24 protein-coding genes and 1 riboswitch are annotated in these 23,996 nt (G+C 41.4%); of the genes, 22 read left to right on the top strand and 2 right to left on the bottom strand.

Annotation, left to right across the window (positions count from 1 at the left end; all coding sequences use genetic code 11):
* Nucleotides 1-54 precede the first annotated feature (54 nt).
* From cpu_RS07055 to cpu_RS06980, 16 genes are all read left to right on the top strand, one after another.
* Complete coding sequence (locus cpu_RS07055) at nt 55-495, top strand: MarR family winged helix-turn-helix transcriptional regulator (protein ID WP_075859323.1); 441 nt, start codon at nt 55-57, stop codon at nt 493-495.
* Nucleotides 482-1,141 (top strand): ABC transporter ATP-binding protein, encoded by a 660-nt coding sequence (locus cpu_RS07050; RefSeq protein ID WP_075859322.1) that lies wholly within the window; start codon nt 482-484, stop codon nt 1,139-1,141. Before cpu_RS07055 ends, cpu_RS07050 begins: the two co-directional genes overlap by 14 nt.
* Nucleotides 1,138-1,884 carry an ABC transporter permease gene (locus cpu_RS07045; protein ID WP_075859321.1) on the top strand — a complete coding sequence of 249 codons (747 nt, stop codon included), beginning with the start codon at nt 1,138-1,140 and terminating at the stop codon, nt 1,882-1,884. The genes cpu_RS07050 and cpu_RS07045 overlap by 4 nt, the downstream gene beginning before the upstream one ends.
* A gap of 124 nt (nt 1,885-2,008) precedes the next feature.
* Nucleotides 2,009-3,481, top strand: coding sequence for a sodium:solute symporter family protein (locus cpu_RS07040; protein ID WP_234970205.1), 1,473 nt, complete (start codon nt 2,009-2,011; stop codon nt 3,479-3,481).
* 53 nt (nt 3,482-3,534) lie between these two features.
* The gene (locus cpu_RS07035) at nt 3,535-4,818 is read left to right on the top strand and encodes a phenylacetate--CoA ligase family protein (protein ID WP_075859394.1); all 1,284 of its coding nucleotides are present in this window, start codon (nt 3,535-3,537) and stop codon (nt 4,816-4,818) included.
* A 3-nt stretch (nt 4,819-4,821) separates the two neighbouring features.
* Nucleotides 4,822-6,567: an indolepyruvate ferredoxin oxidoreductase subunit alpha gene (gene iorA, locus cpu_RS07030; protein ID WP_075859319.1), complete on the top strand. Its 1,746-nt coding sequence runs from the start codon at nt 4,822-4,824 to the stop codon at nt 6,565-6,567.
* On the top strand, nt 6,560-7,123 hold the full coding sequence (locus cpu_RS07025; protein WP_075859318.1) for an indolepyruvate oxidoreductase subunit beta: 564 nt from the start codon (nt 6,560-6,562) through the stop codon (nt 7,121-7,123). Before iorA ends, cpu_RS07025 begins: the two co-directional genes overlap by 8 nt.
* A gap of 63 nt (nt 7,124-7,186) precedes the next feature.
* Nucleotides 7,187-7,609, top strand: a complete 423-nt coding sequence (locus cpu_RS07020; RefSeq protein ID WP_075859317.1) for a YwiB family protein — start codon at nt 7,187-7,189, stop codon at nt 7,607-7,609.
* Nucleotides 7,610-7,611: 2 nt separating this feature from the next.
* On the top strand, nt 7,612-9,285 hold the full coding sequence (gene argS / locus cpu_RS07015; RefSeq protein WP_075859316.1) for an arginine--tRNA ligase: 1,674 nt from the start codon (nt 7,612-7,614) through the stop codon (nt 9,283-9,285).
* 104 nt (nt 9,286-9,389) lie between these two features.
* Nucleotides 9,390-10,997 carry a CTP synthase gene (gene pyrG, locus cpu_RS07010; RefSeq protein ID WP_075859315.1) on the top strand — a complete coding sequence of 536 codons (1,608 nt, stop codon included), beginning with the start codon at nt 9,390-9,392 and terminating at the stop codon, nt 10,995-10,997.
* Nucleotides 10,998-11,125: 128 nt separating this feature from the next.
* Entirely contained in the window at nt 11,126-11,536 is a 411-nt protein-coding gene (locus cpu_RS07005) for a response regulator (RefSeq protein WP_077177224.1), read from the top strand.
* A gap of 41 nt (nt 11,537-11,577) precedes the next feature.
* Complete coding sequence (locus tag cpu_RS07000) at nt 11,578-12,171, top strand: hypothetical protein (RefSeq protein ID WP_075859314.1); 594 nt, start codon at nt 11,578-11,580, stop codon at nt 12,169-12,171.
* Nucleotides 12,172-12,188: 17 nt separating this feature from the next.
* Nucleotides 12,189-13,043 (top strand): class II fructose-1,6-bisphosphate aldolase, encoded by an 855-nt coding sequence (locus tag cpu_RS06995; RefSeq protein ID WP_075859313.1) that lies wholly within the window; start codon nt 12,189-12,191, stop codon nt 13,041-13,043.
* An 11-nt stretch (nt 13,044-13,054) separates the two neighbouring features.
* Entirely contained in the window at nt 13,055-13,699 is a 645-nt protein-coding gene (gene fsa, locus cpu_RS06990; RefSeq protein ID WP_075859312.1) for a fructose-6-phosphate aldolase, read from the top strand.
* A gap of 166 nt (nt 13,700-13,865) precedes the next feature.
* A complete protein-coding gene (gene rho, locus cpu_RS06985) occupies nt 13,866-15,143 on the top strand; it encodes a transcription termination factor Rho (protein WP_075859311.1) in 1,278 nt (425 codons plus the stop codon).
* Complete coding sequence (locus cpu_RS06980; protein WP_075859310.1) at nt 15,140-16,381, top strand: radical SAM family protein; 1,242 nt, start codon at nt 15,140-15,142, stop codon at nt 16,379-16,381. Before rho ends, cpu_RS06980 begins: the two co-directional genes overlap by 4 nt.
* Nucleotides 16,382-16,430: 49 nt before the next feature.
* On the opposite strand, the gene cpu_RS06975 is transcribed toward cpu_RS06980, so the two are convergent.
* The gene (locus cpu_RS06975; protein WP_075859309.1) at nt 16,431-16,751 is read right to left on the bottom strand and encodes an AzlD domain-containing protein; all 321 of its coding nucleotides are present in this window, start codon (nt 16,749-16,751) and stop codon (nt 16,431-16,433) included.
* On the bottom strand, nt 16,748-17,455 hold the full coding sequence (locus cpu_RS06970; RefSeq protein WP_075859308.1) for an AzlC family ABC transporter permease: 708 nt from the start codon (nt 17,453-17,455) through the stop codon (nt 16,748-16,750). The genes cpu_RS06975 and cpu_RS06970 overlap by 4 nt, the downstream gene beginning before the upstream one ends.
* Nucleotides 17,456-17,836: 381 nt before the next feature.
* Here cpu_RS06970 and cpu_RS14185 point away from each other — a divergent pair, with 381 nt between their 5' ends.
* From cpu_RS14185 to metK, 6 genes are all read left to right on the top strand, one after another.
* Nucleotides 17,837-18,592, top strand: coding sequence for a globin-coupled sensor protein (locus cpu_RS14185; protein WP_075859306.1), 756 nt, complete (start codon nt 17,837-17,839; stop codon nt 18,590-18,592).
* Nucleotide 18,593: 1 nt separating this feature from the next.
* Nucleotides 18,594-19,808 carry an HD-GYP domain-containing protein gene (locus cpu_RS06955; protein ID WP_075859305.1) on the top strand — a complete coding sequence of 405 codons (1,215 nt, stop codon included), beginning with the start codon at nt 18,594-18,596 and terminating at the stop codon, nt 19,806-19,808.
* Nucleotides 19,809-19,936: 128 nt separating this feature from the next.
* Nucleotides 19,937-20,024: riboswitch (cyclic di-GMP riboswitch) on the top strand.
* 312 nt (nt 20,025-20,336) lie between these two features.
* The gene (locus tag cpu_RS06950) at nt 20,337-21,392 is read left to right on the top strand and encodes an HD-GYP domain-containing protein (RefSeq protein WP_075859304.1); all 1,056 of its coding nucleotides are present in this window, start codon (nt 20,337-20,339) and stop codon (nt 21,390-21,392) included.
* A 45-nt stretch (nt 21,393-21,437) separates the two neighbouring features.
* Nucleotides 21,438-21,776, top strand: coding sequence for a hypothetical protein (locus cpu_RS06945; protein ID WP_075859303.1), 339 nt, complete (start codon nt 21,438-21,440; stop codon nt 21,774-21,776).
* Nucleotides 21,773-22,594: a GGDEF domain-containing protein gene (locus cpu_RS06940; RefSeq protein ID WP_075859302.1), complete on the top strand. Its 822-nt coding sequence runs from the start codon at nt 21,773-21,775 to the stop codon at nt 22,592-22,594. Before cpu_RS06945 ends, cpu_RS06940 begins: the two co-directional genes overlap by 4 nt.
* Before the next feature lie 135 nt (nt 22,595-22,729).
* On the top strand, nt 22,730-23,920 hold the full coding sequence (metK, locus tag cpu_RS06935) for a methionine adenosyltransferase (protein WP_075859301.1): 1,191 nt from the start codon (nt 22,730-22,732) through the stop codon (nt 23,918-23,920).
* Nucleotides 23,921-23,996 lie beyond the last annotated feature (76 nt).

The raw sequence follows: 23,996 nt of genomic DNA, 5'->3' as shown, positions 1-23,996 counted from the left end.
GCCCTGGGGTTAAAATATTTTACGTACAACGTATAATCCGAAAGGTGAACAATTATGGAGGAACTTTTACATCGGCTGGCAGCGGTTTTTAAATTTAAAGAAGAATGGCAGTTAGAAAAAACCGGTCTTAGCAGTCAAGAGCTTTTTGTTTTAGAGCATTTGCAGGAAGGGGAAAAGTTTCGTTTTGGCCAGTTTGCCCGAAAATTTGGCCTAAAACCTTCTACTTTAACCGGCATTATAGATCGGTTGGAGCAAAAGGGTTTGGTAGTGCGGAAAAGGGATGAAAAAGACCGCAAGGCTGTTTATTTGATATTGACCGATAAGGGTCGAGAACTGGTAGCCGAGCATTTTCAGGAAGACCGGGAATTTTATCAAGCATTGCTAAAAAGGCTAACGCCCCAGGAAAAAAAGCAGTTTTTTTCTTTGCTTACCAAAATTTTGCCGGAAGATTTAGGGGAATTGCTGCCGGGGGGTGAAAAAATTGAGCATCATTAACGTTGACAATGTAAAACTTAACGGTAGTGACGGCAAAGCAATTTTAAAAGGTATTTCTTTTGCGGTGGAGGAAGGGGATTTTCTCGGGGTATTAGGGCCTTCCGGGGCAGGGAAAAGTAGCCTTTTTAAGTTATTAAACCGGCTGTTAACTCCAACTTCCGGTGAAATTTACTACCGGGGGAAAAATATTAAAGAGTACGATCCCATAAAACTTCGCCGGGAAATTGGGTATGTCCTGCAAAAACCTTATCTTTTTGGGCAAAAAGTTCTGGAGGATTTAACTTATCCTTTTCGTTTAAGGCAAGAAAAACCGGATATGGAGTTAATTTATAAATATTTAATCCATGCTAATTTAAAAGAGGAAATCCTTTTCCAAAAGCCCACTAGTTTATCTGGAGGAGAAGCTCAAAGAATTTCCTTAATTCGTTCCCTTTTAGTGCGCCCGAAAGTTTTACTTTTAGATGAGATCACGTCAGCCTTAGATAGCGAAAATACTAGGGCAATTTTAAATCTAATTCGAAAGGAAAAAGAGGAGAAAGGGCTTACGATTTTAGCTATTACCCATAACCTTGAGGCGTTTAACTTCCAAAAGGTGCTGTACTTAAGTGAGGGGCAAGTTGAATATTTTGGGGAGGGAAAAAATTGAGCAACTGGTCGTTAGCTTTAAGCTTTAGCCTGGTGATACTGGCAATAGCTGTTTCCAAAAAAGAACAGCTTTTTCTAGAAAAAGACCTATTAGTGGGTAGTGTTCGGGCAGTAGTGCAGTTAGTGGCAGTAGGATATGTATTAAAATTTATTTTTGCCCAAAACAATTTTTGGTTTACAACTGGCCTCTTACTGGTGATGGTTTTAAATGCTGCTTATATTGCCGGTAAAAGAGGAGAAGGAATAAAAAATAGTCACCTTATATCCTTTGGGGCAATAATGTTAGGACTTATAGTTACTCTCGGTACGCTTATAGCCTTTCGAGCTATTTCCTACAAGCCCAGTCAGGCAATCCCGGTCAGCGGGATGATCGTGGGTAATGCTATGGTAGCAGTTGGACTTGTATTTAGAAGCTTAAAACAAACTTTTCGTGACCGGCGAGAAGAGGTAGAAGTAAAATTAAGCCTTGGTGCTCCGCCTAGGGAAGCGGCTTTTTCCCTTATCCGCGAAAGTATTAAAACGGCAATGCTTCCCACCGTAGATCAGATGAAAACTCTGGGAATTGTCCAGCTTCCGGGGATGATGACCGGTTTAATCTTAGCCGGGGCCAATCCGCTTCTGGCAATAAAGTACCAGATTATGGTGGCATTTATGCTGGCAGGAGCAGTGACGGTAGCCGCTTATGTGGCAAGTTATTTTGCTTACCGCGGATTTTTTAATGAGGATTATCAGATAGTAAGTTAAAGGCCAAGGGATTTCGACAAAAAATTATCAATTTTGACAGAAAAATTTATAGAAAATAATTTTAAAATAGTTTAAAATAATAAGAAATTTAACTAAATATTTTAAAAACGGGAGGATGGATAGGATGGTTAAGTTGTGGTTTTTGGGTATTTTTGTGTTTATTATGCTTTTTGCTGGATTTATTGGGTTTAGGAAAACAAAAACGGTGGATGATTTCATCTTAGGAGGCCGCAAAGTAGGTCCGTGGTTGTCGGCGTTTGCCTATGGTACGACCTACTTTTCTGCGGTTCTTTTTATAGGTTATGCCGGCAAAGTGGGATTTAGCTTTGGGCTACCAGCCCTTTGGATTGCTATTGGCAATGCTGTGATTGGAAGCTTTCTTGCGTGGAAGGTACTAGCAAAGCCTACCCGGCAGATGACGCAGCAGCTTAATGTCCGGACAATGCCGGAATTTTTAGCCAAAAGGTATGACCTGCCTCTTTATAAGCCGTTAGCTGCTCTGATCATTTTTGTCTTTTTAGTGCCCTATTCCGCTTCGGTTTACATGGGCCTTAGCTATCTTTTTGAAGCGGTGTTTGGCTTACCTTATCTTTTTGCTCTTTTGTTAATGGCAGGGCTTACAGCAATTTATTTATTGCTGGGGGGCTATTTTGCGGTAGCGCTTACCGATTTTATCCAGGGGATTATAATGTTAGGCGGAGTTTTTTTAATGGTTATTTACCTTGTAAAAGCTCCGGAAGTGGGAGGATTTGCTAATATTTATCATAAACTTTCCGCCATAAATCCGGACTTTACTTCCCTTTTTGGCGGTCAAGGTGTTAGCTCTCTATTGTTTTTAATGCTTTTAACCAGCTTTGGCAGCTGGGGCTTACCGCAAATGGTGCAAAAATTTTATGCCATAAGAGACGAAAAAGCAATAATGCCGGCCACCTGGGTATCAACCTTTTTTGCCCTGGTGATTGCCGGGGGAGCTTATTTTACTGGCGCCTTAACGCCTTTATTTTTTAAATCTCTGCCGGTAGATCCGGCTACAGGTAAACCTACCCCGGACCTTTTAGTACCCCAGTTAATTGCCCATCATTTGCCGGAATGGGTAGGAGCATTGATTTTATTGTTAGTTTTATCGGCATCAATGTCTACCCTATCATCGCTGGTTTTAGTATCCAGCTCGGCGGTGGCGGTAGACCTTTTAGGGGAAAATAAATTCTTTAAAGATAAAGGTAGCTACCAGGTTTTGGCCCTACGCTTATTAACGGTACTTTTTATCTTTTTATCAGTGATTATTGCCCTATTTAAGCCAGCTATAATTTTATCGTTAATGGCTATTTCCTGGGGAGCAGTTTCCGGTAGCTTTTTTGCTCCGTATTTTTACGGATTATTTTTCCGGCGGGTAAGTGCTGCGGGAGCAGTAGCGGGAACTCTAACCGGGTTATTAACAGTGCTTATATTAGCGATAAACCACGGGTTTGATGCCAAGATTTTGCCGGTTGTTGGGGTCTATGGAATTTTCCTGCCTTTTTTGGTAGTTCCTTTAGTAAGCTTTCTGGTTCCCGCAAAGGAAAGCAGTACGGTTAAACTTTTATTTGAAGAACAGTAGGATAGAAGGAGAGGAGAACTTTGGGGGGTATCTGGAATATTGATAGGGAGTGCATGTCCAGGAAGGATTTGGAGGAGTTGCAGCTTTATCGACTAAAAGCGCAGGTGAAAAGAGCTTATGAAAAAGTACCTTTTTATCGGGAAAAACTTGAGAAGTCCGGGATTTATCCAGAAAAAATAAAGACGTTAAAGGATGTACGCTATCTTCCCGTAACGACTAAAGACGATCTTCGGGATAATTACCCCTTTGGTTTATTTGCAGAACCCAAGAAAAATCTGGTGCGGCTCCATGCGTCGAGTGGGACTACCGGTCGACCCACCGTGGTGGGTTATACCCGGGGTGACCTGGAAGTCTGGGCTGAAGTGGTTGCCCGAATTGTAACGATGGCTGGCGTTACCGCTGAAGATACTGCTCAAATTGCCTTTGGCTATGGGCTTTTTACCGGTGCTTTTGGGCTTCATTATGGTTTAGAAAAGGTGGGAGCTTTAGTAGTACCGATTTCGGTGGGGAATTCCCGTCGCCAGATTCAACTAATGCGCGATTTTGGTACTACCGCTTTAATTTGCACTCCTTCCTATTCATTACACTTGGCAGAAATAGCCCGGGAACTGGGGATAGAGCCCAGGAGTCTTGGCCTTAAGTGGGGGTTATTTGGTTCTGAACCCTGGACCGAAGAAATGCGAGGAGAAATTGAAAAACAGTGGGGAATTATAGCTACCGATAATTATGGTTTGTCGGAAGTCATTGGCCCCGGTGTTTCCGGAGAATGTCAGGAGCGGCAAGGGCTTCATATCAATGAAGACCATTTTCTGGTGGAAGTGGTAGACCCGGTAACCTTGGAACCAAAGGAACCAGGAGAAGAAGGGGAATTGATCATTACGCCTTTAACTAAAGAAGCTTTACCTCTTTTACGCTATCGTACCAGGGATATCAGTAAAATAAATCCTGAGCCCTGCCGCTGTGGTAGGACTACTGCCCGGATGCAACGGATTAAAGGACGTACCGATGACATGTTGATTATCCGTGGGGTCAATGTGTTTCCCTCGCAAATTGAAAGTGTTTTAATGGAAATTGAGGGCACCGCCCCTCACTATCAGCTAATAATTTCCAAACGGGGTTATCTTGATGAACTAGAAGTACAAGTAGAAATTGAGGAAAAATTCTTTACCGGAAAATTTAGTGATTTAGAAAGATTGACGCGCACTATCGAAGAACGATTGGCCTCAACCCTGCAGATCACTGCCAAAGTAAAGCTTCTAGAGCCAAGGTCTTTGGAACGGTCCGAGGGAAAAGCTAAAAGGGTTGTGGATTTACGGAAAAGGGAGGAGAGGGGATAAAGGATGGCAAGATTAATGACCGGAAACGAAGCTATTGCCCGGGGGGCATATGAAGCCGGAGTGAAAATTGGGGTTGGCTATCCTGGTACACCCAGCACGGAAATATTAGAAAATTTTGTGAAATACCCTGGGGTCTATGCCCAGTGGTCGCCCAATGAGAAAGTTGCCTTGGAAGTGGGGATTGGAGCTACCCTTGCCGGGGCCCGAACCTTGGTTACCATGAAACATGTGGGAGTTAACGTAGCAGCGGACCCTCTTTTAACCTTAAGCTATACCGGGGTGAATGCAGGGCTTGTTTTGGTATCGGCCGACGATCCGGGGCTTCACAGCTCGCAAAATGAACAGGATAACCGCTATTACGGTAAGCTTGCTAAGATTCCGGTTTTAGAACCGTCGGATAGTGAAGAGGCGCGGAGGTTTGTTAAACTTGCCTATGATTTAAGTGAGAAGTTTGATACTCCGGTAATTTTAAGGACTACCACGCGCATTGCCCATACCCATACTTTGGTGGAAGAAGAAAAACCGTTGGAGGTCTCGCTAAAACCCTACAGCAAAAACCCTCAGAAATATGTTATGATACCGGGAAATGCTAAAATTCGCCACCAGGTAGTGGAGGAGCGGCGGAAAAAACTTCTGGGATACGCCGAAATTACTCCTCTAAACCGGATTGAAGAAGGAGAAGGGGAGATAGGATTTATAACGTCGGGGATAAGCTACCAGTATGTAAAAGAGGCCTTCCCCAAAGCACCGGTTTTAAAGCTTGGGCTTACCTGGCCGCTTCCGGAAAAACTTATTTCAAACTTTGCCGAAAAGGTAAAAACCATCATAGTAGTCGAAGAATTAGAGCCTTATCTGGAAGACCATGTTCGCGCTTTAGGCATAAAAGCCATAGGTAAAGAGATTATTCCCCGTACCGGTGAGCTAAATCACCAAATTGTAAAAAGGGCGGTTTTAAAATACCTGGGGGAGGAAGAGCTTGAACCAATTACGAGCATAGATTTGCCTTTGCGACCACCGGTAATGTGTCCTGGCTGCCCCCACCGACCGGTATTTTACACTTTAAAAGAACTTAAACTTACAGTTACCGGGGATATTGGCTGTTACACCTTAGGGGTGATGCCGCCCCTTGGGGCAATTGACACTACCGTTTGCATGGGTGCCGGGATTGGCATGGCTTTGGGGATGGAGAAAGCCAGCCCTGAATTTGCTAAGAAAACCGTGGCGGTAATTGGGGATTCAACTTTTTTACATTCGGGGATTACACCTCTAATTGATATGGTATATAATGGTGGTAAGGGGACTATATTAATACTGGATAACCGTACCACTGCCATGACCGGCCATCAGCCCCACCCGGCAACGGGGCAAACTTTGATGGGAGAACCGGCACCGCAAGTAGATTTTGAGGCCCTGGCAAAAGCCCTAGGGGTTAGGCGGGTTGAAACCGTTGACCCCTTTAATTTAAAAGAACTAAAAAAAGTTATTGCCCGGGAAGTAGCGGCGGAGGAAGTTTCGGTAGTGGTAGTACGACGGGAATGTGCGTTATTACCCAATCAATCTAGAGAGCCTTTAACGGTAATTGAAGAGAAATGTACCGGTTGCCAGCGTTGCCTTAAGCTTGGCTGCCCGGCAATAGCTTTTAAAGATAAAAAAGCCACAATTGACCCGCTCTTATGTAATGGCTGCGGTGTTTGCGCTCAAGTCTGCAGATTTTCAGCCATATTAAAGGGGGACGATTCCCTTGGATAAAAATATCTTGCTGGCCGGTGTTGGCGGTCAGGGTACCATTTTAGCGAGTAAAATTGTTGCTGGGGTAGCCGAAAGGGCTGGTCTTGACGTCAAAGTGGCCGAAGTTCACGGCATGGCCCAGCGGGGCGGCGCGGTGGTTACTTATCTACGCTTTGGCCAGATGGTGAATTCTCCTTTAATAGCCGAAAAAGAAGCGGACTTTCTTTTGGCTTTTGAAAAGTTAGAAGCCTTACGTTGGCTTTCCTATTTAAAACCGAAAGGCAGGGCCCTGGTAAACGACCAGGAGATTTATCCCCTGCCGGTATTAACCGGTGGAACTACTTACCCGGACTTTCAAGAAAACGCCCAGGGAAGAACTTATCATTTAATTCCTGCCCGGGAAATTGCCCAATCTTTAAAGAACCCCCGAGGCATAAATATGGTACTTTTAGGATTTTTAGCAAAGATGCTAACTTTTCCGGAAGATGCCTGGATTTTTGAAATTCAAAAACGCTCGGGGAAATATGCTGACGCCAATATTGCGTGTTTTCAAGCTGGTTTTAAGTATGGGACATAGGAAAGAGGGTTTTTCTACCTTCTTTCCTTTTTATTTTTATATCAATCCAGGGAGGAATGCCCAATGAAAAAGGAAGTGTTAATTACCGTCAAAGGGAGTCAAAAAAATGAATGGGGGGAAGAGGACACCATTGAGCTCACCACATTAGGGTATCTCTACAAAAAGCCGGATTGCTACTATTTAGTGTACCAAGAATCGGAGATTTCCGGGATGGAAGGCACAACAACCACAATTAAAGTAGAGCCTTCAAGAGTTACTTTAAACCGGATGGGAAAAAATGAACAAAAATCGGTATTTGAGCAGGGAGTTTTTCATGAATGCATGTATATTACTCCCTTTGGCATGATGAGTTTGGCCGTACATCCTTCGGAAGTGTATGTAGACTTGACAGAAATGGGCGGGACGATTAAGCTTTTATATGAATTAAATTTAGAACGGCAAAAGGTTTCCGATAACTTTTTGTCTATTGAGGTTAGGGAGGCTTGAAAGTGGAGTATCTTTTACAAAGAATTACGGGGGAGATTAAAGAAAATTTACGGAAAGCGGCGATAAAGGCCGGATATTTAGGGGTAGAGGACGATTTATCCTTTGAACTGGAGAAACCCAAAGAAAAAGCCCACGGCGATTTAGCCACCAACTTAGCCCTGCTTCTTACCAAAAAAGCCCGGAAAAACCCCCGGGAAATTGCCAGTACCTTACTTGAGTTTTTAGAATATCCACCGCTGGTGGAGCGGGTTGAAATTGCTGGGCCCGGTTTTATTAATTTTTATTTTAAAAGCGATTGGGTAACCGAAGTTATTCCGGAAGTATTGAGTATGGGAGATAAGTACGGTCAGTTATCTTTGGGGGCCGGGAAAAAAGTGCAGGTAGAGTTTGTTTCGGCTAACCCCACAGGTCTTCTTCATATGGGTAACGGCAGGGGAGCGGCTTTAGGGGATATCCTTGCTAATATCCTTAAAGTGGCAGGGTATGAAGTTTCCCGGGAGTACTACATTAACGATGCCGGAAACCAGATTGAAAGCTTTAATAAATCGGTTGAGGCTCGCTATTTAGAACTTTTAGGGTATAAAATTGAGTTTCCCGAAGAAGGCTACCACGGTGAAGATATTATTGAGACCGCTAAAAACATCATTGCTCAGTATGGGGATCGTTTTATTCACCTGCCGGAAAAAGAAAGGCAAGAGTTTTTAGGAAAAATTGCCCTAGAAGAAAAGCTTTTAGCTATTAAGGCCTCTTTGGAGAACTTCGGGGTAAAGTACGATGTTTGGTTTTCCGAAAAATCGTTACATGATTCCGGAGAAGTAGAGAAAACAGTAAAGCTTTTATTAGAAAGAGGCTACCTTTACGAAAAAGACGGAGCCCTCTGGTTTGCTGCTTCAAAATTAGGTGAAGAAAAAGATGAAGTGTTAGTGCGGAAGAATGGGGTACCTACCTATTACGCTGCTGACATTGCTTACCATAAAAATAAGTTTGACCGGGGTTTTGATCTGGTAATTAACATCTGGGGCGCTGACCATCATGGCCATGTAAGCCGGATGAAAACGGCTCTAAAAGCTTTAGGTTACGATCCGGAAAAGCTTACTGTAATTTTAATGCAGCTGGTGCGGCTCTTCCGGGGCGGAGAGCTAGTACGGATGTCTAAACGGACCGGCCAGTATATTACTTTAGATGAGCTGGTAGAAGAGGTAGGAGTAGATGCTGCCCGGTATTTCTTTATTATGCGCAGTCACGATGCTCATTTAGATTTTGACCTGGATTTAGCCAAAGAAAAATCCAATGAGAACCCGGTGTATTATATTCAATATGCCCATGCCCGGATAATGAGCCTTTACCGGCAATGTAGCGAGCAGGGTGTTAGCTTACCGGAGCTCAAGGAAGTGGACTTAAAAATATTAACTAATGAAGCAGAGCTAGAACTTTTGCGCCATTTGGCCCAGTTTCCAGTAGAAATAGAAAAATGTGCAATTTCCTTGGCTCCCCACCATTTAGCAAGGTATCTTCATGAATTAGCCGGACATTTTCACACTTTTTACAATAGCTGCCGGGTTTTAGGAGCGGAGGAAAACTTAAGTAAAGCACGGCTACTTTTAGTAGAAGCCACCCGTATTGTACTGAAAAAAGGATTAAGCATACTGGGTATTTCAGCCCCGGAGAAAATGTAAAATCGGAAGTAGCAAACCTCCAACCTTTAATCTCCATATTGACTTGGAAATTCGGGACGGTTAGAATGGAAAAAGTGAGTATTGGTAGCATTAGGAGGATTAAAATGACGAAGTTTATTTTTGTAACCGGAGGAGTGGTCTCTTCTCTAGGGAAAGGAATAACTGCAGCATCTTTAGGCCGATTGTTAAAAAGTCGGGGACTTAAAGTGGCCATTCAAAAATTTGATCCTTATATTAACGTTGACCCGGGAACTATGAGTCCGTATCAGCATGGGGAAGTGTTTGTTACAGACGATGGTGCGGAAACTGACCTGGACTTAGGTCATTACGAACGGTTTATCGATATTAATTTAACTAAAAATTCCAATGTTACCACCGGTAAAGTCTACTGGGCAGTAATTAGCAAAGAACGCCGCGGAGATTATTTAGGCGGTACCGTTCAGGTTATTCCCCACATTACCAACGAAATTAAAGAGCGGATTTTACGGGTAGCCAAGGAAAGCAATCCTGATGTGGTAATTACGGAAATTGGCGGTACGGTGGGAGATATTGAATCGTTACCTTTTTTAGAAGCTATACGGCAATTAAAAAATGATGTGGGAAAAGATAACGTTTTATACATCCATGTTACTTTAGTTCCAACATTAAGGGTGACCGGAGAACTTAAAACCAAACCGACCCAACACAGTGTCAAAGAACTTAGAAGTATTGGAATTCAGCCGGATATTATAGTGGCCCGTTCGGAACGGCCTTTATCGAAAGAAATTACCGAAAAAATTGCTCTTTTTTGCGATATTGATAAAAATGCCGTAATTCAGGCGGTGGATGCTTCTAATATTTATGAGGTTCCGTTAAAGTTAAAAGAAGAAGGTCTTGATGATATTGTCATTGAAAAGTTAGGTCTTACCTGTGGGGAGCCGGATTTAACCGAATGGGAGCAAATTGTCGAGCGGTATAAAAACCCTAAATATGAAGTAACTATTGGGATTGTTGGTAAATACGTTGCTCTGCCGGATGCTTATTTAAGCGTTGCCGAAGCTTTACGCCATGCCGGAATTTATCACGAAACCAAGATTAACCTTCGCTGGATTGACGCGGAAATTCTGGAAAAAGAACCAGTAGAAAAACACTTAAGCAATCTCGATGGCATATTAGTTCCTGGAGGTTTTGGCGACCGGGGGGTAGAAGGAAAAATAAAGGCCATTCAGTATGCCCGGGAAAACAACGTACCTTTTTTGGGCCTGTGCCTTGGCATGCAGACAGCAGTAATTGAATTTGCCCGCAATGTAGCAGGGCTGGTAGAGGCTAATAGTTCCGAATTTAAGCCGGAAGGTCCCCACTCGGTAATTGACCTTTTGCCGGAACAAAAGGAAGTGGAACAACTGGGCGGTACTATGCGCCTTGGTTTGTATCCCTGTAAGCTTATTCCAGGAACTAAAGCAGCTCAGGCTTATGGGGAAGAGATCGTCTATGAGCGCCACCGCCACCGGTATGAGTTTAACAATGAATACCGGAAACTTTTAACCGAACTGGGACTGGTAATTAGCGGAACCTCCCCCGACGGTCGGCTGGTGGAAATCATTGAAATAAGTGACCATCCCTGGTTTGTGGCAACGCAATTCCATCCGGAGTTTAAGTCCCGCCCCAATCGCCCCCATCCGCTCTTTAGGGATTTTATCGGCGCAAGCCTTAAAACGAATAAGCTTTTTTAGAAAAGTATTAAACGACCAGCTGTAAAGTTGGTCGTTATTTTTTTCAAAAAAAATAAGACAAAATTCGACAAACGGTGAAGGATTATAAAAGTTTGTGGCGAATTTAATACAAGCGGGAGGCGGTAAATTTGACAAATCTCACTATTTTAGTGGTGGATGATCAACCAGGCATTTTAAAACTTTTACGAGACGCTTTAGAGTTAAAAGGTTATCAGGTTTTTACCGCCAGCAATCCTAATTTTGCTTTGGAAATCGTCAAAGAAAAGAAGCCAGAGTTTTTACTTATGGACTTAAATCTTCGAGGACAAAATGGCCTTTTGGTTGCTAAAGAAATTAAAGCACTTTTTCCAGAACTGAAGATTATTTTTATGACCGCTTATAGCGAGGAACAACTCTTAGAACCGATTCAAGAAATAGCAGAGGCAGTACTGGTTAAGCCTTTTGATTTGGAATTATTATACCAAAAATTACATATATTGAAAAAAGACAGGGTTGAACAATTAGGAATATTGTCTAATTGTGACACAAGGAATTTTTAAATTTACGGAGAACTCTTCCCTTAAACGGGAGGGGTTTTTCTATGGTGGTGTTTCCCGAAAAAGAAGTTTCCCTGGTTTGTCCTGCTTGCCAGAAAAAAAGACAGGTGAAAATATCGATTTTTCATCTTAAGAAAAGGGAGAAAGAAGAATATCACTGTGCCTGCGGTTTAAAACTTTTAACCATTAAGCTGTTACCTTTAGATGAAACCTTTATTAGCTTATGTTTTTTTAATGATAGTCAAATGCAGCGCTACCGGCTTAAAGAATTTGTGGCATTAGATTTAAACCAAACCGTTTCCCAGCATAAGGGAATGAGGTTAAAAACTCAGGAAGGGGAGTACGATCCTTTAAAATATGATCCTTTAAAAGATGAAAAATTTTTAAAAGAATATTTTGTGGCTCCTATTATCATGTATGAATTATTAAGCCACTTGGAAGGGCTTGGGTATCAGGGTAAAATTCAGTGTGAATGCAACAACTTTAAAGGAGAACTGGAGCTTTTTCCTGAATATTTAATTTTGCGATGCCAAAATTGCAAAAGATCAAAAATTTTTTGGGCGTTGTCTGAGGAAGATGTGCTAAAATTAGGGCAGAAGGCCATACTATTAACAACAATGCCAAAAAAAGAAAAATAACTAAAGGGGGAGTTAGCTTGGCCTTAGTTACTGTTTCTGAACTTTTAACAAAAGCCCAAAAAGAAGGGTACGCTGTTGGAGCTTTTAACTGCAACAACATGGAAATTGTGCAGGCAATTGTTGCGGCCGCAGAAGCGGAAAACAGCCCGGTGATTATTCAAGCCAGTCAGGGAGCAATAAAATATGCCGGGATTGATTTTATTGCCGCTTTAAGCCACCAGGCGGCCAAAAATGCCAAAGTGCCGGTGGCGTTGCATTTAGATCACGGTACCAGCTTAGAACAGGTGATGGCCTGTATCCGTCACGGATTTACTTCAGTGATGATTGACGGCTCTAAATATCCCTTTGCTGAAAATGTAGCGATAACCAAAAAAGTAGTGGAGCTGGCTCATGCTATTGGGGTTTCGGTAGAAGCGGAGCTTGGAAAAATTGGTGGAACTGAAGATGATATTTCGGTAGATGAAAGGGATGCTTTTTTTACCGATCCAAAAGAAGCTCAAGAGTTTGTTGCCCGGACGGGGGTTGATTCTTTAGCGGTGGCGATTGGAACGGCTCACGGTCGTTACAAGGGAGTGCCAAAGCTTGATTTTGAAAGATTGGCGAAAATCCGGGAGCTTGTACATATCCCCTTAGTACTTCACGGTTCTTCCGGTGTCCCCGATGAGGATATCAAAAAAGCCATTTCCCTGGGAGTTGCCAAGGTAAATATCGATACCAACATTCGGGAAGCGTTTGTCGGGAAAATGCGGGAAGTCTTAGAGAAAAATCCCGATGAGATTGACCCGCGGAAAATCTTAGGCCCCGCTAAAGAAGCGGCTATTGAAGTTATCCGCCAGAAAATCAGGGTCTTTGGTTCTTCTAATAAAGCCTAAGAGGTGTTGGTATGGAAATTTTTTTGGATACTGCTAATATTGAGGAAATAAAAAAAGGAGCAAGCCTTGGGATAATCACCGGAGTTACTACCAATCCTTCCCTGATTGCTAAAGAAGGCCGGGATTTAAAGGAAGTAGTAGCGGAAATAGCAGGGCTTGTCAATGGGCCAATTTCAGCGGAAGTAATAAGTTTGGAATATGAAGGAATGGTGCAGGAAGCCCTTGAGCTTTCTAAACTTCATCCCAATATTACCATTAAAATTCCTATGACCTGGGATGGTATCCGGGCTGTAACAACTCTCTCCCAAAAAGGAATAAAAACTAATGTAACTTTGGTTTTTTCGGCCAATCAAGCCCTTCTGGCAGCGCGAGCGGGAGCTACTTTTGTCAGTCCCTTTGTGGGAAGACTTGATGATACCGGACATGACGGCATTTATCTAATAGAAGAAATCAAAACTATTTATGAAAATTATAACTTTAAAACTAAAATCATAGCGGCAAGCATCCGGCATCCGCTTCATGTAACCCGGGCGGCCAAGGTTGGGGCGGATATTGCAACGGTACCTTTTAAAGTTTTAACGCAAATGTTTGCCCACCCTCAAACTAAAGAAGGTATTGAAAAGTTTTTGGCAGACTGGCAGGCTATGAAAAAATAACCAAACGGGCGGAAACTTTCCGCCCACCATTCCCTCGTTTTTTCTCGCCTTTTTCTTTTCCCGGAAAAGCTTATTTAAAGGTAAAAAATAGAGGTTAATAATGCTTTTGTCTTTAGGTTAGCGGGCATTAGTAAATTTTGGAACTATAAAAGGAGGAACGGTTCTTTTGCTTACCAAGGAACAGCTGGAACAAAAGACCATAAAAGAACTTTATGCTCTTGCCCGGGAGTTAGAACTTCCTGGCTACTACAAATTAAAAAAGCAGGAGTTAGTGTTTGAGTTAGCAAAAGTTTTTGCGCAAAAAGCTCGGGAACAGGAACAAAAGGAAAGTTTAATTACGGCCTCTGGAGTATTAGAAGTCTTACCCGATGGCTATGGCTTTTTAAGACCGTTTAAGTTTTTGCCAAGCCAGGATGATATTTATGTGTCTCCATCCCAGATTAGAAAATTCGATTTGCGAACGGGCGACCAGGTGTTTGGCGTCATAAGGCCCCCCAAGGAAAACGAACGGTATTTTGCGTTATTACGGGTGGAGAAGGTAAATGGTAAAGACCCGGAAACTTCTCCCGAAAGACTGCATTTTGATGCATTAACTCCCCTTTATCCTCAGGATCGGCTGTATTTAGAGACGGCACCGGACGAGGTATCGGCCCGGCTTATCGATTTAATTGCTCCTATTGGCAAAGGACAGCGGGGATTAATAGTAGCCCCACCAAAAGCCGGGAAAACGATTTTACTAAAACAAATTGCCAATAGTCTTACCAAAAACTATCCCGACCTTTACCTTATTGTGCTTTTAATTGATGAACGACCGGAAGAGGTTACGGATATTGAACGCTCGGTGAAAGGGGAGGTGGTGAGCTCTACCTTTGATGAGCATCCGGAAAACCACGTTAAAGTGGCGGAGATGGTGTTAGAGCGGGCTAAGAGGCTTGTGGAGCATAAGTATGATGTGGTAATCTTATTAGATAGTATAACGCGATTAGCTCGGGCCTATAACCTGGTTATACCGCCCAGCGGCCGGACATTATCGGGAGGGGTAGATCCGGCAGCGTTATACAAACCAAAATGGTTCTTTGGGGCTGCTCGCAATATTGAAGAGGGGGGAAGTCTAACGATCCTTGCTACGGCTTTGGTGGAGACCGGTAGCCGGATGGATGATGTAATTTTTGAGGAATTTAAAGGCACCGGTAACATGGAGCTAATTTTAGATCGTAAACTTGCCGAACGGCGAATTTTCCCCGCAGTAGATGTGCAAAGATCCGGTACCAGAAAAGAAGAGCTTTTATTTACCCCGGAAGAACTGGATTTTGCCTGGAAGCTTAGAAATGAACTATCCAGCTTGACTCCCCAGGATGCGGCGGAACATTTAATAAACCTTATCAAAAAAACCAAGAGCAATGAGGAGTTAATAGCTCGCTACTTGAGGAAGAACCGGACATGAGAATTGTAGTGGCTAAAAAAAACGGCGAGTTTTTTGATTATCCCCTTTATCCTGCTGGTCGTACGGGTAGTTTCTTTACTCCTATAGAAAAGAAAGAGTTAATTAAACTTCCTCCGGGAGCAACATTAGTTTTAATACCAGGAAGTAGATCTCTGGGGTTTGACCGAGAGGGGAGGCTAAAAAAAACTAATTATTTGGCGGTAGCAGCTCTCCTTCCCCAGGGGTACACCAGGTTATATCTTCCAGCGTATGTCAGGACAAAAGAGGAAGTGCTGCCTTTATTTGGCTATACGGCGGTGGTAGCGCTAAAAGGAGAGCTCTTTGTGGCCGCTGCAAAAACCGATGACGACTTTCGCTGGTCCCCGGAAAATTATGATTTACCGGAGTTAAAGGAGAAAATTAATGAGGCCAAAAAGCTTTTTCCGGAAAACCGTTTAGTTCGCCATCTGGAAAACTGTGCTGTAAACTACCGCTGCTTTACCGCCCAGAATCTTTTCTACGGTCGCTGGGAAGGCGGGATTCCGGTATCGCCGGCGTGTAATGCACGCTGTTTAGGGTGTATTAGCTTACAGCCTGCGGATCGCTGCCCCTCCCCTCAGGAGCGGATTTGCTTTGTGCCGAATGTTCAGGAAGTTTTTGAGCTTTTGGCCTATCACCTGTCCAGGGCTAAGGAGGAGGGGATTATAAGCTTTGGCCAGGGGTGTGAAGGGGAGCCTTCGCTTCAAGCCGGGGTAATTTCTGAGGCTATTTTAAAAGTACGGCGAGAATTAAAAGGAGGAACCATTAATATTAACACCAATGGAGGAAATTTTAACGGTTTAAAGGAAATAATTGATGCCGGGGTGGACAGCCTCAGAATAAGTATCATAAGTGCCCGGGAGGAAGTTTATGAGAGGTATTATCAACCGGTAAATTACCGCTTGAACGAGGTTAAAAAAACAATTAAGTACGCAAAAGAAAAAGGGAAATTTGTAGCCTTGAATTACCTGGTTTTTCCCGGGCTTTCCGATACCGAGGTGGAATATGAGGCCTTAGCCAATTTTATTAGGGAATGCGGACCGGACATGGTACAGTTTAGAAATTTAAACATCGACCCGGATTATTTGGGAGCAAGAATAGCTTTTCCCCCCAATCCTTTTGGCCTTTACAATTTATTTTTGCAGCTTAAAAGGGACTTTCCAGAACTTATCCTGGGGAATTACTCCCGTCCCGTAAATAGGGGAGAAAACACTACCTAAAAAATTTTGCCCCATTGCCAAAAACTTTGCGGAATGGGGCTTTTTAATTTTACAACAAATGTCTTAATACTACCAGCGAGGTGATACCAAGGACAATACTTAAAATTGCATTTTTACCTATCAATAAAGAAGCAACGGTAATTAAGCTGGCACCGATATAAGGATTGGTTAAACTCACATCCAATTTTCCCTGAGGGGCAAAGATACCCGGAAAAATTAAAGTTGCCAGAATGGCTACCGGGATATACCTTAAAGCCCTTTGGATAACCGTGGGGAGGTTTTTATTGGTAAAAAGTACGAGAAAACTTACTCTTGTTAAATAAGTTACCATTGCCATTAGTAAAATCAGAAGTATGTACTCTGTTTTCATGGGGCAGTACTCCTTTTTTCTGTTAATAATTCTAGAATGGTTCCTAATATCGTGGCAGTTACTGTAGCTAAAATAATGTACCATTTGCCGGGGATTAAAAGGTAGCCGGCTATTGCCAGGATTCCGGCAATTAAGAATACTATTAAAATTTGCCACGACTTAATTTGTCCGATAACAATACTTAAAAAAGTAGCGGGCATAGCAAAATCCAGGCCCCAGGACAAAGGGTCTTTAATTAAAGTCCCCAGTAAGGCGCCGGCAAGAGAACTAATTAGCCAGAAAAAATAAATACCGGCTTCGGAACCTAACATAAAATAGGGGTTACCTTTATAACTACCTTCCTGTTGGTAGTGCCCGATGGTAGTTCCGTAAACTTCGTCAGTTAAACCGAAAGCAAGCAGGTAAAGCCATTTGGTATTCAATTTATTTAAAAAGGGCGCTAAAGACAGGCCCATGAGCAGATGTCTTAAATTAATCAGTAAAGTTGAAAGGACGATAAAACCAATACCGACCCCTTCTTTAATCATGCCAACGGCCATAAATTGAGCGGAACCGGCAAAAACCAAAAGAGACATCAGGAGGGTTTCTCCAAGGGATAGTTTTGCTTGCGTTGCCATTATCCCATAGGCTAACCCAAAAGGTATTAACCCTAACATAAAAGGGGTTGTTTTCTTTAGGCCATGAAAAAATTCCTTTAAATCCATAGAATCTCCCTCCCCACTATTTCGGTTAAAATCAAAGACAGTTTTCAGCCGTTTAAAAAAATTTAAAAGAATATTCATTATTGTCAATTAATTCAATATCGATATGAGTGCTTAGTAAGAATTTTGACATAATTTCTTTTGTTTGGCAAGTTAATAAAGTGATGAAATTTAGCAACCGGTAACGAGGGTTTTTCCGTAATATTTCTTGACAGGTACAAGTAGCAAAAAGTAAAATTTTAAAAAATAATGATTATTGATTATGTAGCAATAGATGCTAATTCCTGGAATAAAGAGGCAAATAAAGCTAAGTTTAAAAACAAGTGGCTTAAGTGCAGTAATTTTAAAAAATAAACTTGCTAAATAATAGGGGGGATAGGTGTAATGGGAAATCATTTAAATTACCTTCAGCGTTACAATGAAGGCTTAGATTTTTTAAATTTAACTGTAGATGATTTACTGCTTATGGCTGAATTTAAGGAAGTCTTCACCAGGGAAGCCGAAAAATTTGTAAACAAGTTTTATGAATATTTAGGCAAATTTCCTTATCTTCAAGAATTAATTAGAAAACACAGTACTGTTGAAAGGCTAGCAAAAACCCAGATGGAATATTTTATTTCTTTAACTTCTGACAGTATTGATGAAAATTATATTAGAAATAGATTGGCAATTGGGAAAAAACACATGGAAATTGCTCTTTATCCTAATTGGTACCTGGGGGCTTACCGCTTATATTATGAAGTGGTTGGAGAATTAGTGGCGCAAAAATATTCCCCGGGTACAGAGTTGTATTTTAAAGCGGTGAATGCTTTTTACAAAAGAATTAATTTTGATATGCAGTTAGCGATTGAAAATTATATTGCGGAACAACTTAAATACTTGGCAGAAATCCAAGAGCAAGTGGCGGAGGCCGCAGGGTTTATTTCTTCAATTGCTACGAAAACTAATATTTTAGCTTTAAATGCGTCCATTGAAGCAGGAAGAGCTGGTGAACACGGTCGGGCTTTTGGGGTAGTGGCCCAGGAAGTGCGAAAACTTGCTCAAGAATCGGCCAAAGTGGCCAGGGAAATAACTGAAATGATTAAAAATAATATGGAAGAAATTGAGAAAATTCGTCGACAAAATAGCGGGATGGTGTGAGATGATTACTTTTAACCGCTTTGATTTTATGAAAAATATGTCCAAAGCTTTGGATTTAAGCATGGAGGGACTGCAGGATCACCACCGGAAAGTAGCTTATATTGCTTATCGTTTGGGAGAAAAACTTAAATTAACTAAAAGTCAAAAACGAGACTTAATATACCTTGGATTGATTCATGATGTAGGTATTTTAAAATGGGATGCCCATGATGAAAAAATTCGCCAAATTGCTGAAAATGAGTTTGAGCATTGTCGCCGGGGAGAGTTGTTTTTAAAAAATACTTATTTTGATCATTATGCTAAGTATATTTTTAGCCATCACGACCATTATATCGGTCAAAATCCTTCCGGGCTTTCTGGTGAGGAGATACCTATTTTATGCCGGATTTTGTTCTTAGCTGATAGGATTGCCATAAATTTTAATCCAGAAGGCTGTATATTAAAACAAGCTAAAAACTGGAAAAATATGGTTAGAAATGAAAAAATCTTTGACCCGCACGTCTTAGGGGCATTTAATGAACTGGCGGAAGCGGAAGAATTTTGGTTAACCTTAGGAGACAGCGACATTTTAAATCAGAGATTAGAGGAAATTGGGGATGAAGAAGCAATAATTGAACCTCAAGAGATGATTGCCCTTGCTGAGTTATTTGCTAAACTGGTAGACCATAAATCGCGCTTTACTTTTCATCATTCACAGATGGTAGGGAGAATTGCCAGCTATATAGGGAAAGTGTTAAATTTACCCAAGATGGAGATTATTTTTTTAGAGATAGCTGGGCTTTTACATGATATAGGGAAAATGGCTGTTCCGGAAAACATTTTAGAAAAGCATAGTGCCCTGACGGAAGAAGAATTTCTGTTTATTAAAAGGCATACTTTTTATACTTATTATCTTTTAAACAAAGTTTTTCCTACCCAAATTGTTAGAGCGGCGGCTTTTCATCATGAAAAACTTGATGGTTCGGGATATCCTTTTAAGAAAAAAGCGGAAGAGTTAGGTTTTGAAGAAAGGTTGATGGCGGTTATCGATATTTTTGTTGCTCTCTCGGAAGAACGTCCTTACCGAAAAGGGCTTAGCTACCAAGAGATTAAAAATGTTATGGAAAATCTGGTGGAAAAAAATAAAATAGACAAAGATATGGTTAAAATTGTTCTGGATAATTATACTGAATTACAAGACATTAGAAGAAAGCTAGAGGGTGCACAGTTTTTTTAAGCCGAAGGCTCCAGACTTGAAGCCGAAGGCTCCAGACTTGAAGCCGAAGGCTCCAGACTTGAAAGGGAGAAATAATGTATTGACCCGTTTAGCTAAGAGTTTTATAATAAAATAGAGTCTAATAGCGTTCCTGATAAAGGCAAACCCGGCGAAAGCCGGGGACGCAAAGCTATAGGGGCTAAGGTAGGTTTCCTGCTATGCCAGCCAGCTGCCAAAGGTGTGAATTTGCTCTGAAACCCTCCGCCTTTTGGCAGGAGGGTTTATATGTTATTACCGCACAGTCAAGGAAGCGGTAATAGGTTAAAGTTTCTTTCGATGATATGAATTTACGGGCGGGGGATAAATGTGAACAAAAGATTTTTTTGAAAAAATAAAGCTGCTCCCATAAAAGAAGGCTCTGCAAGTTTGCGGGGCCTTTATTTTACGGTGAATGTCGGTATGGGTAGAAAAATGTCGAACTAATCATACTTTTCAATATATGTAAAATACCTTATTATGTAAAAAAAGCAGTAATAATGGAGGAAAAACATGCTATTTGTGGATATCTCAGCTTTTGCCTTTGCGGTTAATCGTACTTTTGGTTTATTTGAAAAACACGAAAGGCTATATAAGATGAGGCGAACATTAATTGCTCTGCAACTTGGTAAAAGGCTAAATTTAAAAGAAAATGAGCTAAAAAAGATATTCCTTCAATCAATGCTTGCCAATGAAGATAAACAATTTTGGCAGAGTCAAAATAAAATCTATCCTTCGCAATTAATTGAAATAATGTTTCTGGCAAGTAATGTTGCCGGTTTTTTACGAGGTCGAAATGTCTGTATATTTACCAAAGAAAAAATAAAAGACTTTTTTCTTCACCAATATTTAAAAGTCTTTACCAAAACTCCAGCGGTGTTGGCATTATTTACCCTAATGGAAGAAGAAGCCTTCTGGTTTAATTTAGAAGAAGAGTTTTTATTTTTGGATATTTTAAGGTTAACAATGGGTTGGAATGAATTTTCAGGCTTAGCTGAAGAGGAAATGAAAAAAGTTTTTCTTTTATTGGCTAAACTTATTGATAATAAAGACATTTCCACCCGAAGACATTCGGAAAGAGTGGCTAAAATAGCGGTTAAAATAAGTAAAGAACTAAAACTTCCTTTCGAAAAAATAAAAATGATTGAGATTGCCGGCCTTTTACATGATATAGGAAAAATCGCTATTCCCACAAAAATTTTAAATAAACCTTCAAAATTAAGCGAAAAGGAATTTTTGTTAATAAAATCCCATCCCTTTTATACCTATAAACTTTTTGAAACCGTTGGCGGGCTTAATGAAGCCGCTAAATGGGCAGGGTATCACCATGAGAGACTTGACGGAAGTGGATATCCGTTTAAAATTAAAGGGGAAGGTTTGGAATTAGAGACACGCATTATTCAGGTAGCAGATATTTTAGCCGCGCTAACCGAAGATAGGAGTTACCGAAAATGTATGGAAAAAGAACAGGTAGTGAATATTATAAGTCTCGAAGTTAAGAATAAGAAAATAGATCCTGATATAGCAAAAATAGCCTTAAAATTACTGAGTGCTAAAGAAATTTTATAACTTAATAAAGAAAGGGGGGAGCGGTTTTGGTGAACCGCTTGCGATATGAATGCTAACCGTACTGCTGAATTAAGCATCCGCTTAACCGAATTTGAAGTGCCGCCTGTTCAAGATTTTCTGGTGATAGGAAAGCGGGCGCCCATTGGTATCGAGGCTTTTACCAAAATGGTGGAATTTATTTCACCAAACCAGTATAAGGCTATTCGTCTAAATCATGAAAAATTTGAGGGGATTATTATAAGAAAAAACTTTATTAATTTAATGGATGAGGAATTATTGGTATCAGCTATATTAATTGAAGTGGATGCTATTTCTGATGAGAGTTCAATTTTCAAAGGAAGTTTAAATATAGTGCTTAATATTAAAAAGGAGATAGAAATATGATTAAACGGGTAAGAGAAGTAATGACCTCGCGCCCCATTACCATTGAGCCGTATAAAAGCTTATTAGAAGTAAAGGAGCTTATGCGTGTAAAAAGAATTGGCGGGCTACCGGTGGTAGAAAAGGATAAATTAATTGGAATAATTACTTCAAAAGATTTAATTTTTTATCCGGAAAACCGGTTGGTAATTGATGCGATGACCGAAGAGCCCGTGGTAATTGAAGAAAAGGCGTATTTATTTGAAGCTTATCAAAAAATGCTTGAGTATAATATAGAAAGACTTCCGGTGATAGATGAATCTGGCTTGCTTACAGGGATCATAACAAGAAAAGTAATTGAACGGTATATTGGTTCTTACATAGATTCTATGACTGGGTTACCTAAAAAAGAATATGCATTATACAAGTGCCTTAAATTATTAGAGCAAGGAAATATTTGTACGGTCTTATTTATTGACTTAAATAATTTTGGGGAGTTAAATAAGCGTTACGGGCATGTAATTGGTGACCAAATTTTATTAAGAATAGCGGGAATATTAAAACAATTAGGAGAGGAAATTATTGCTGCTAGATACGGTGGAGATGAATTTATTTTAATACTGCCTTGGGATGAAATAAAAGCGAATATTTATGTTAAAAAGTTATATAATCTTCTTGAAAATGCCAAATGGCCCAATGATTTGAAAGTCCAGTGTGCTGTTGGAATTAAAGAGATAAGACTTGCAGAAAAAGTAGACTTAATCGAAGAAGTTTTTGCTTGCATAAACGAAGCAAGCTTAAAATGTATAGATGAGAAAAAGACAGTTAAAAGTCAAAATTAAACTCCGGTAGGTATGATATTTGTTGACATGATTAACATCCTTTGCTAAAGTAAGATAAAGGAATTTTAAAAAAGCACCTCTTCCAGAACAGGGGAGGTTTTCTTTTTGAGAAAATAAGAATCAGGAGGAGATTTTATGACAAGACGCCTTTTTACCTCGGAGTCTGTTACTGAAGGACACCCGGATAAAATTGCTGACCAGATTTCCGACGCGGTGCTAGATGCGATTATTGCCCAGGATCCACAGGCTCGCGTTGCCTGTGAAACGGCAGTAACCACTGGCCTGGTACTGGTTATCGGCGAAATTACTACCAACTGCTATGTGGATATACCTAAAGTTGTGCGGGAAACAATCCGGGAGATTGGCTATACCCGGGCAAAATACGGTTTTGACGGCGATACCTGTGCCGTTATCACTTCCATAGATGAGCAATCTCCGGATATCGCCCTGGGAGTTAACCGGGCTCTGGAGGCCAAAACAGGAGAAATGACTGAAGAGGAAATTGAAGCCATTGGTGCTGGTGACCAGGGAATGATGTTCGGTTATGCAACCAACGAAACCCCGGAAATGATGCCAATGCCTATTTCTCTAGCTCACAGGCTTGCCAGGAGGCTTTCGGAAGTGCGGAAGTCCCGGCTTTTACCATACCTTCGTCCCGACGGAAAAACCCAGGTTACTATAGAATATGATGACGACAAGCCAGTACGGGTGGATACTATTGTGGTGTCAACTCAACACCACCCCGATGTTTCCAATGAAGAAATTCGCAAGGACATTATCGAGCATGTGATTAAACCAGTAGTGCCAGCTCACCTTTTGGATGAAAATACCCGTTATTTTGTAAACCCCACCGGTCGTTTTGTGATTGGTGGCCCACAGGGGGATGCCGGACTTACGGGGCGGAAAATTATCGTTGACACCTATGGCGGTATGGCTCGCCACGGTGGGGGAGCCTTTTCCGGGAAAGACCCCACTAAAGTGGATCGTTCGGCCGCCTATGCTGCTCGATATGTTGCAAAAAACCTTGTAGCAGCTGGGATTGCTGATAAAATCGAAATCCAGCTTGCTTATGCCATTGGGGTGGCCAAGCCCGTTTCCATCATGGTTGATACTTTTGGTACTGGCAAAATTGCTGATGAAAAAATTGTGGAACTCATTAAAAAGCATTTTGATTTGCGTCCGGCAGGGATAATTCGGATGCTGGATTTACGGCGGCCAATTTACAAGCAGACTGCCGCCTATGGGCATTTCGGCCGTACCGATATTGACCTTCCCTGGGAGCGGACCGATAAGGCGGAAATTTTAAGAATGGAAGCAGGACTTTAAAAGAAACCCTGAGCCAGTATACCTGGCCAGGGTTTTAACTTTTTTGCCCTCTTTAGCATACGGTATAAGGGGGTGG

Source organism: Carboxydothermus pertinax, assembly GCF_001950255.1.
GTDB classification, from domain to species: Bacteria; Bacillota; Z-2901; order Carboxydothermales; family Carboxydothermaceae; genus Carboxydothermus; species Carboxydothermus pertinax.
This window is presented reverse-complemented; position numbering and strand designations above follow the sequence as displayed.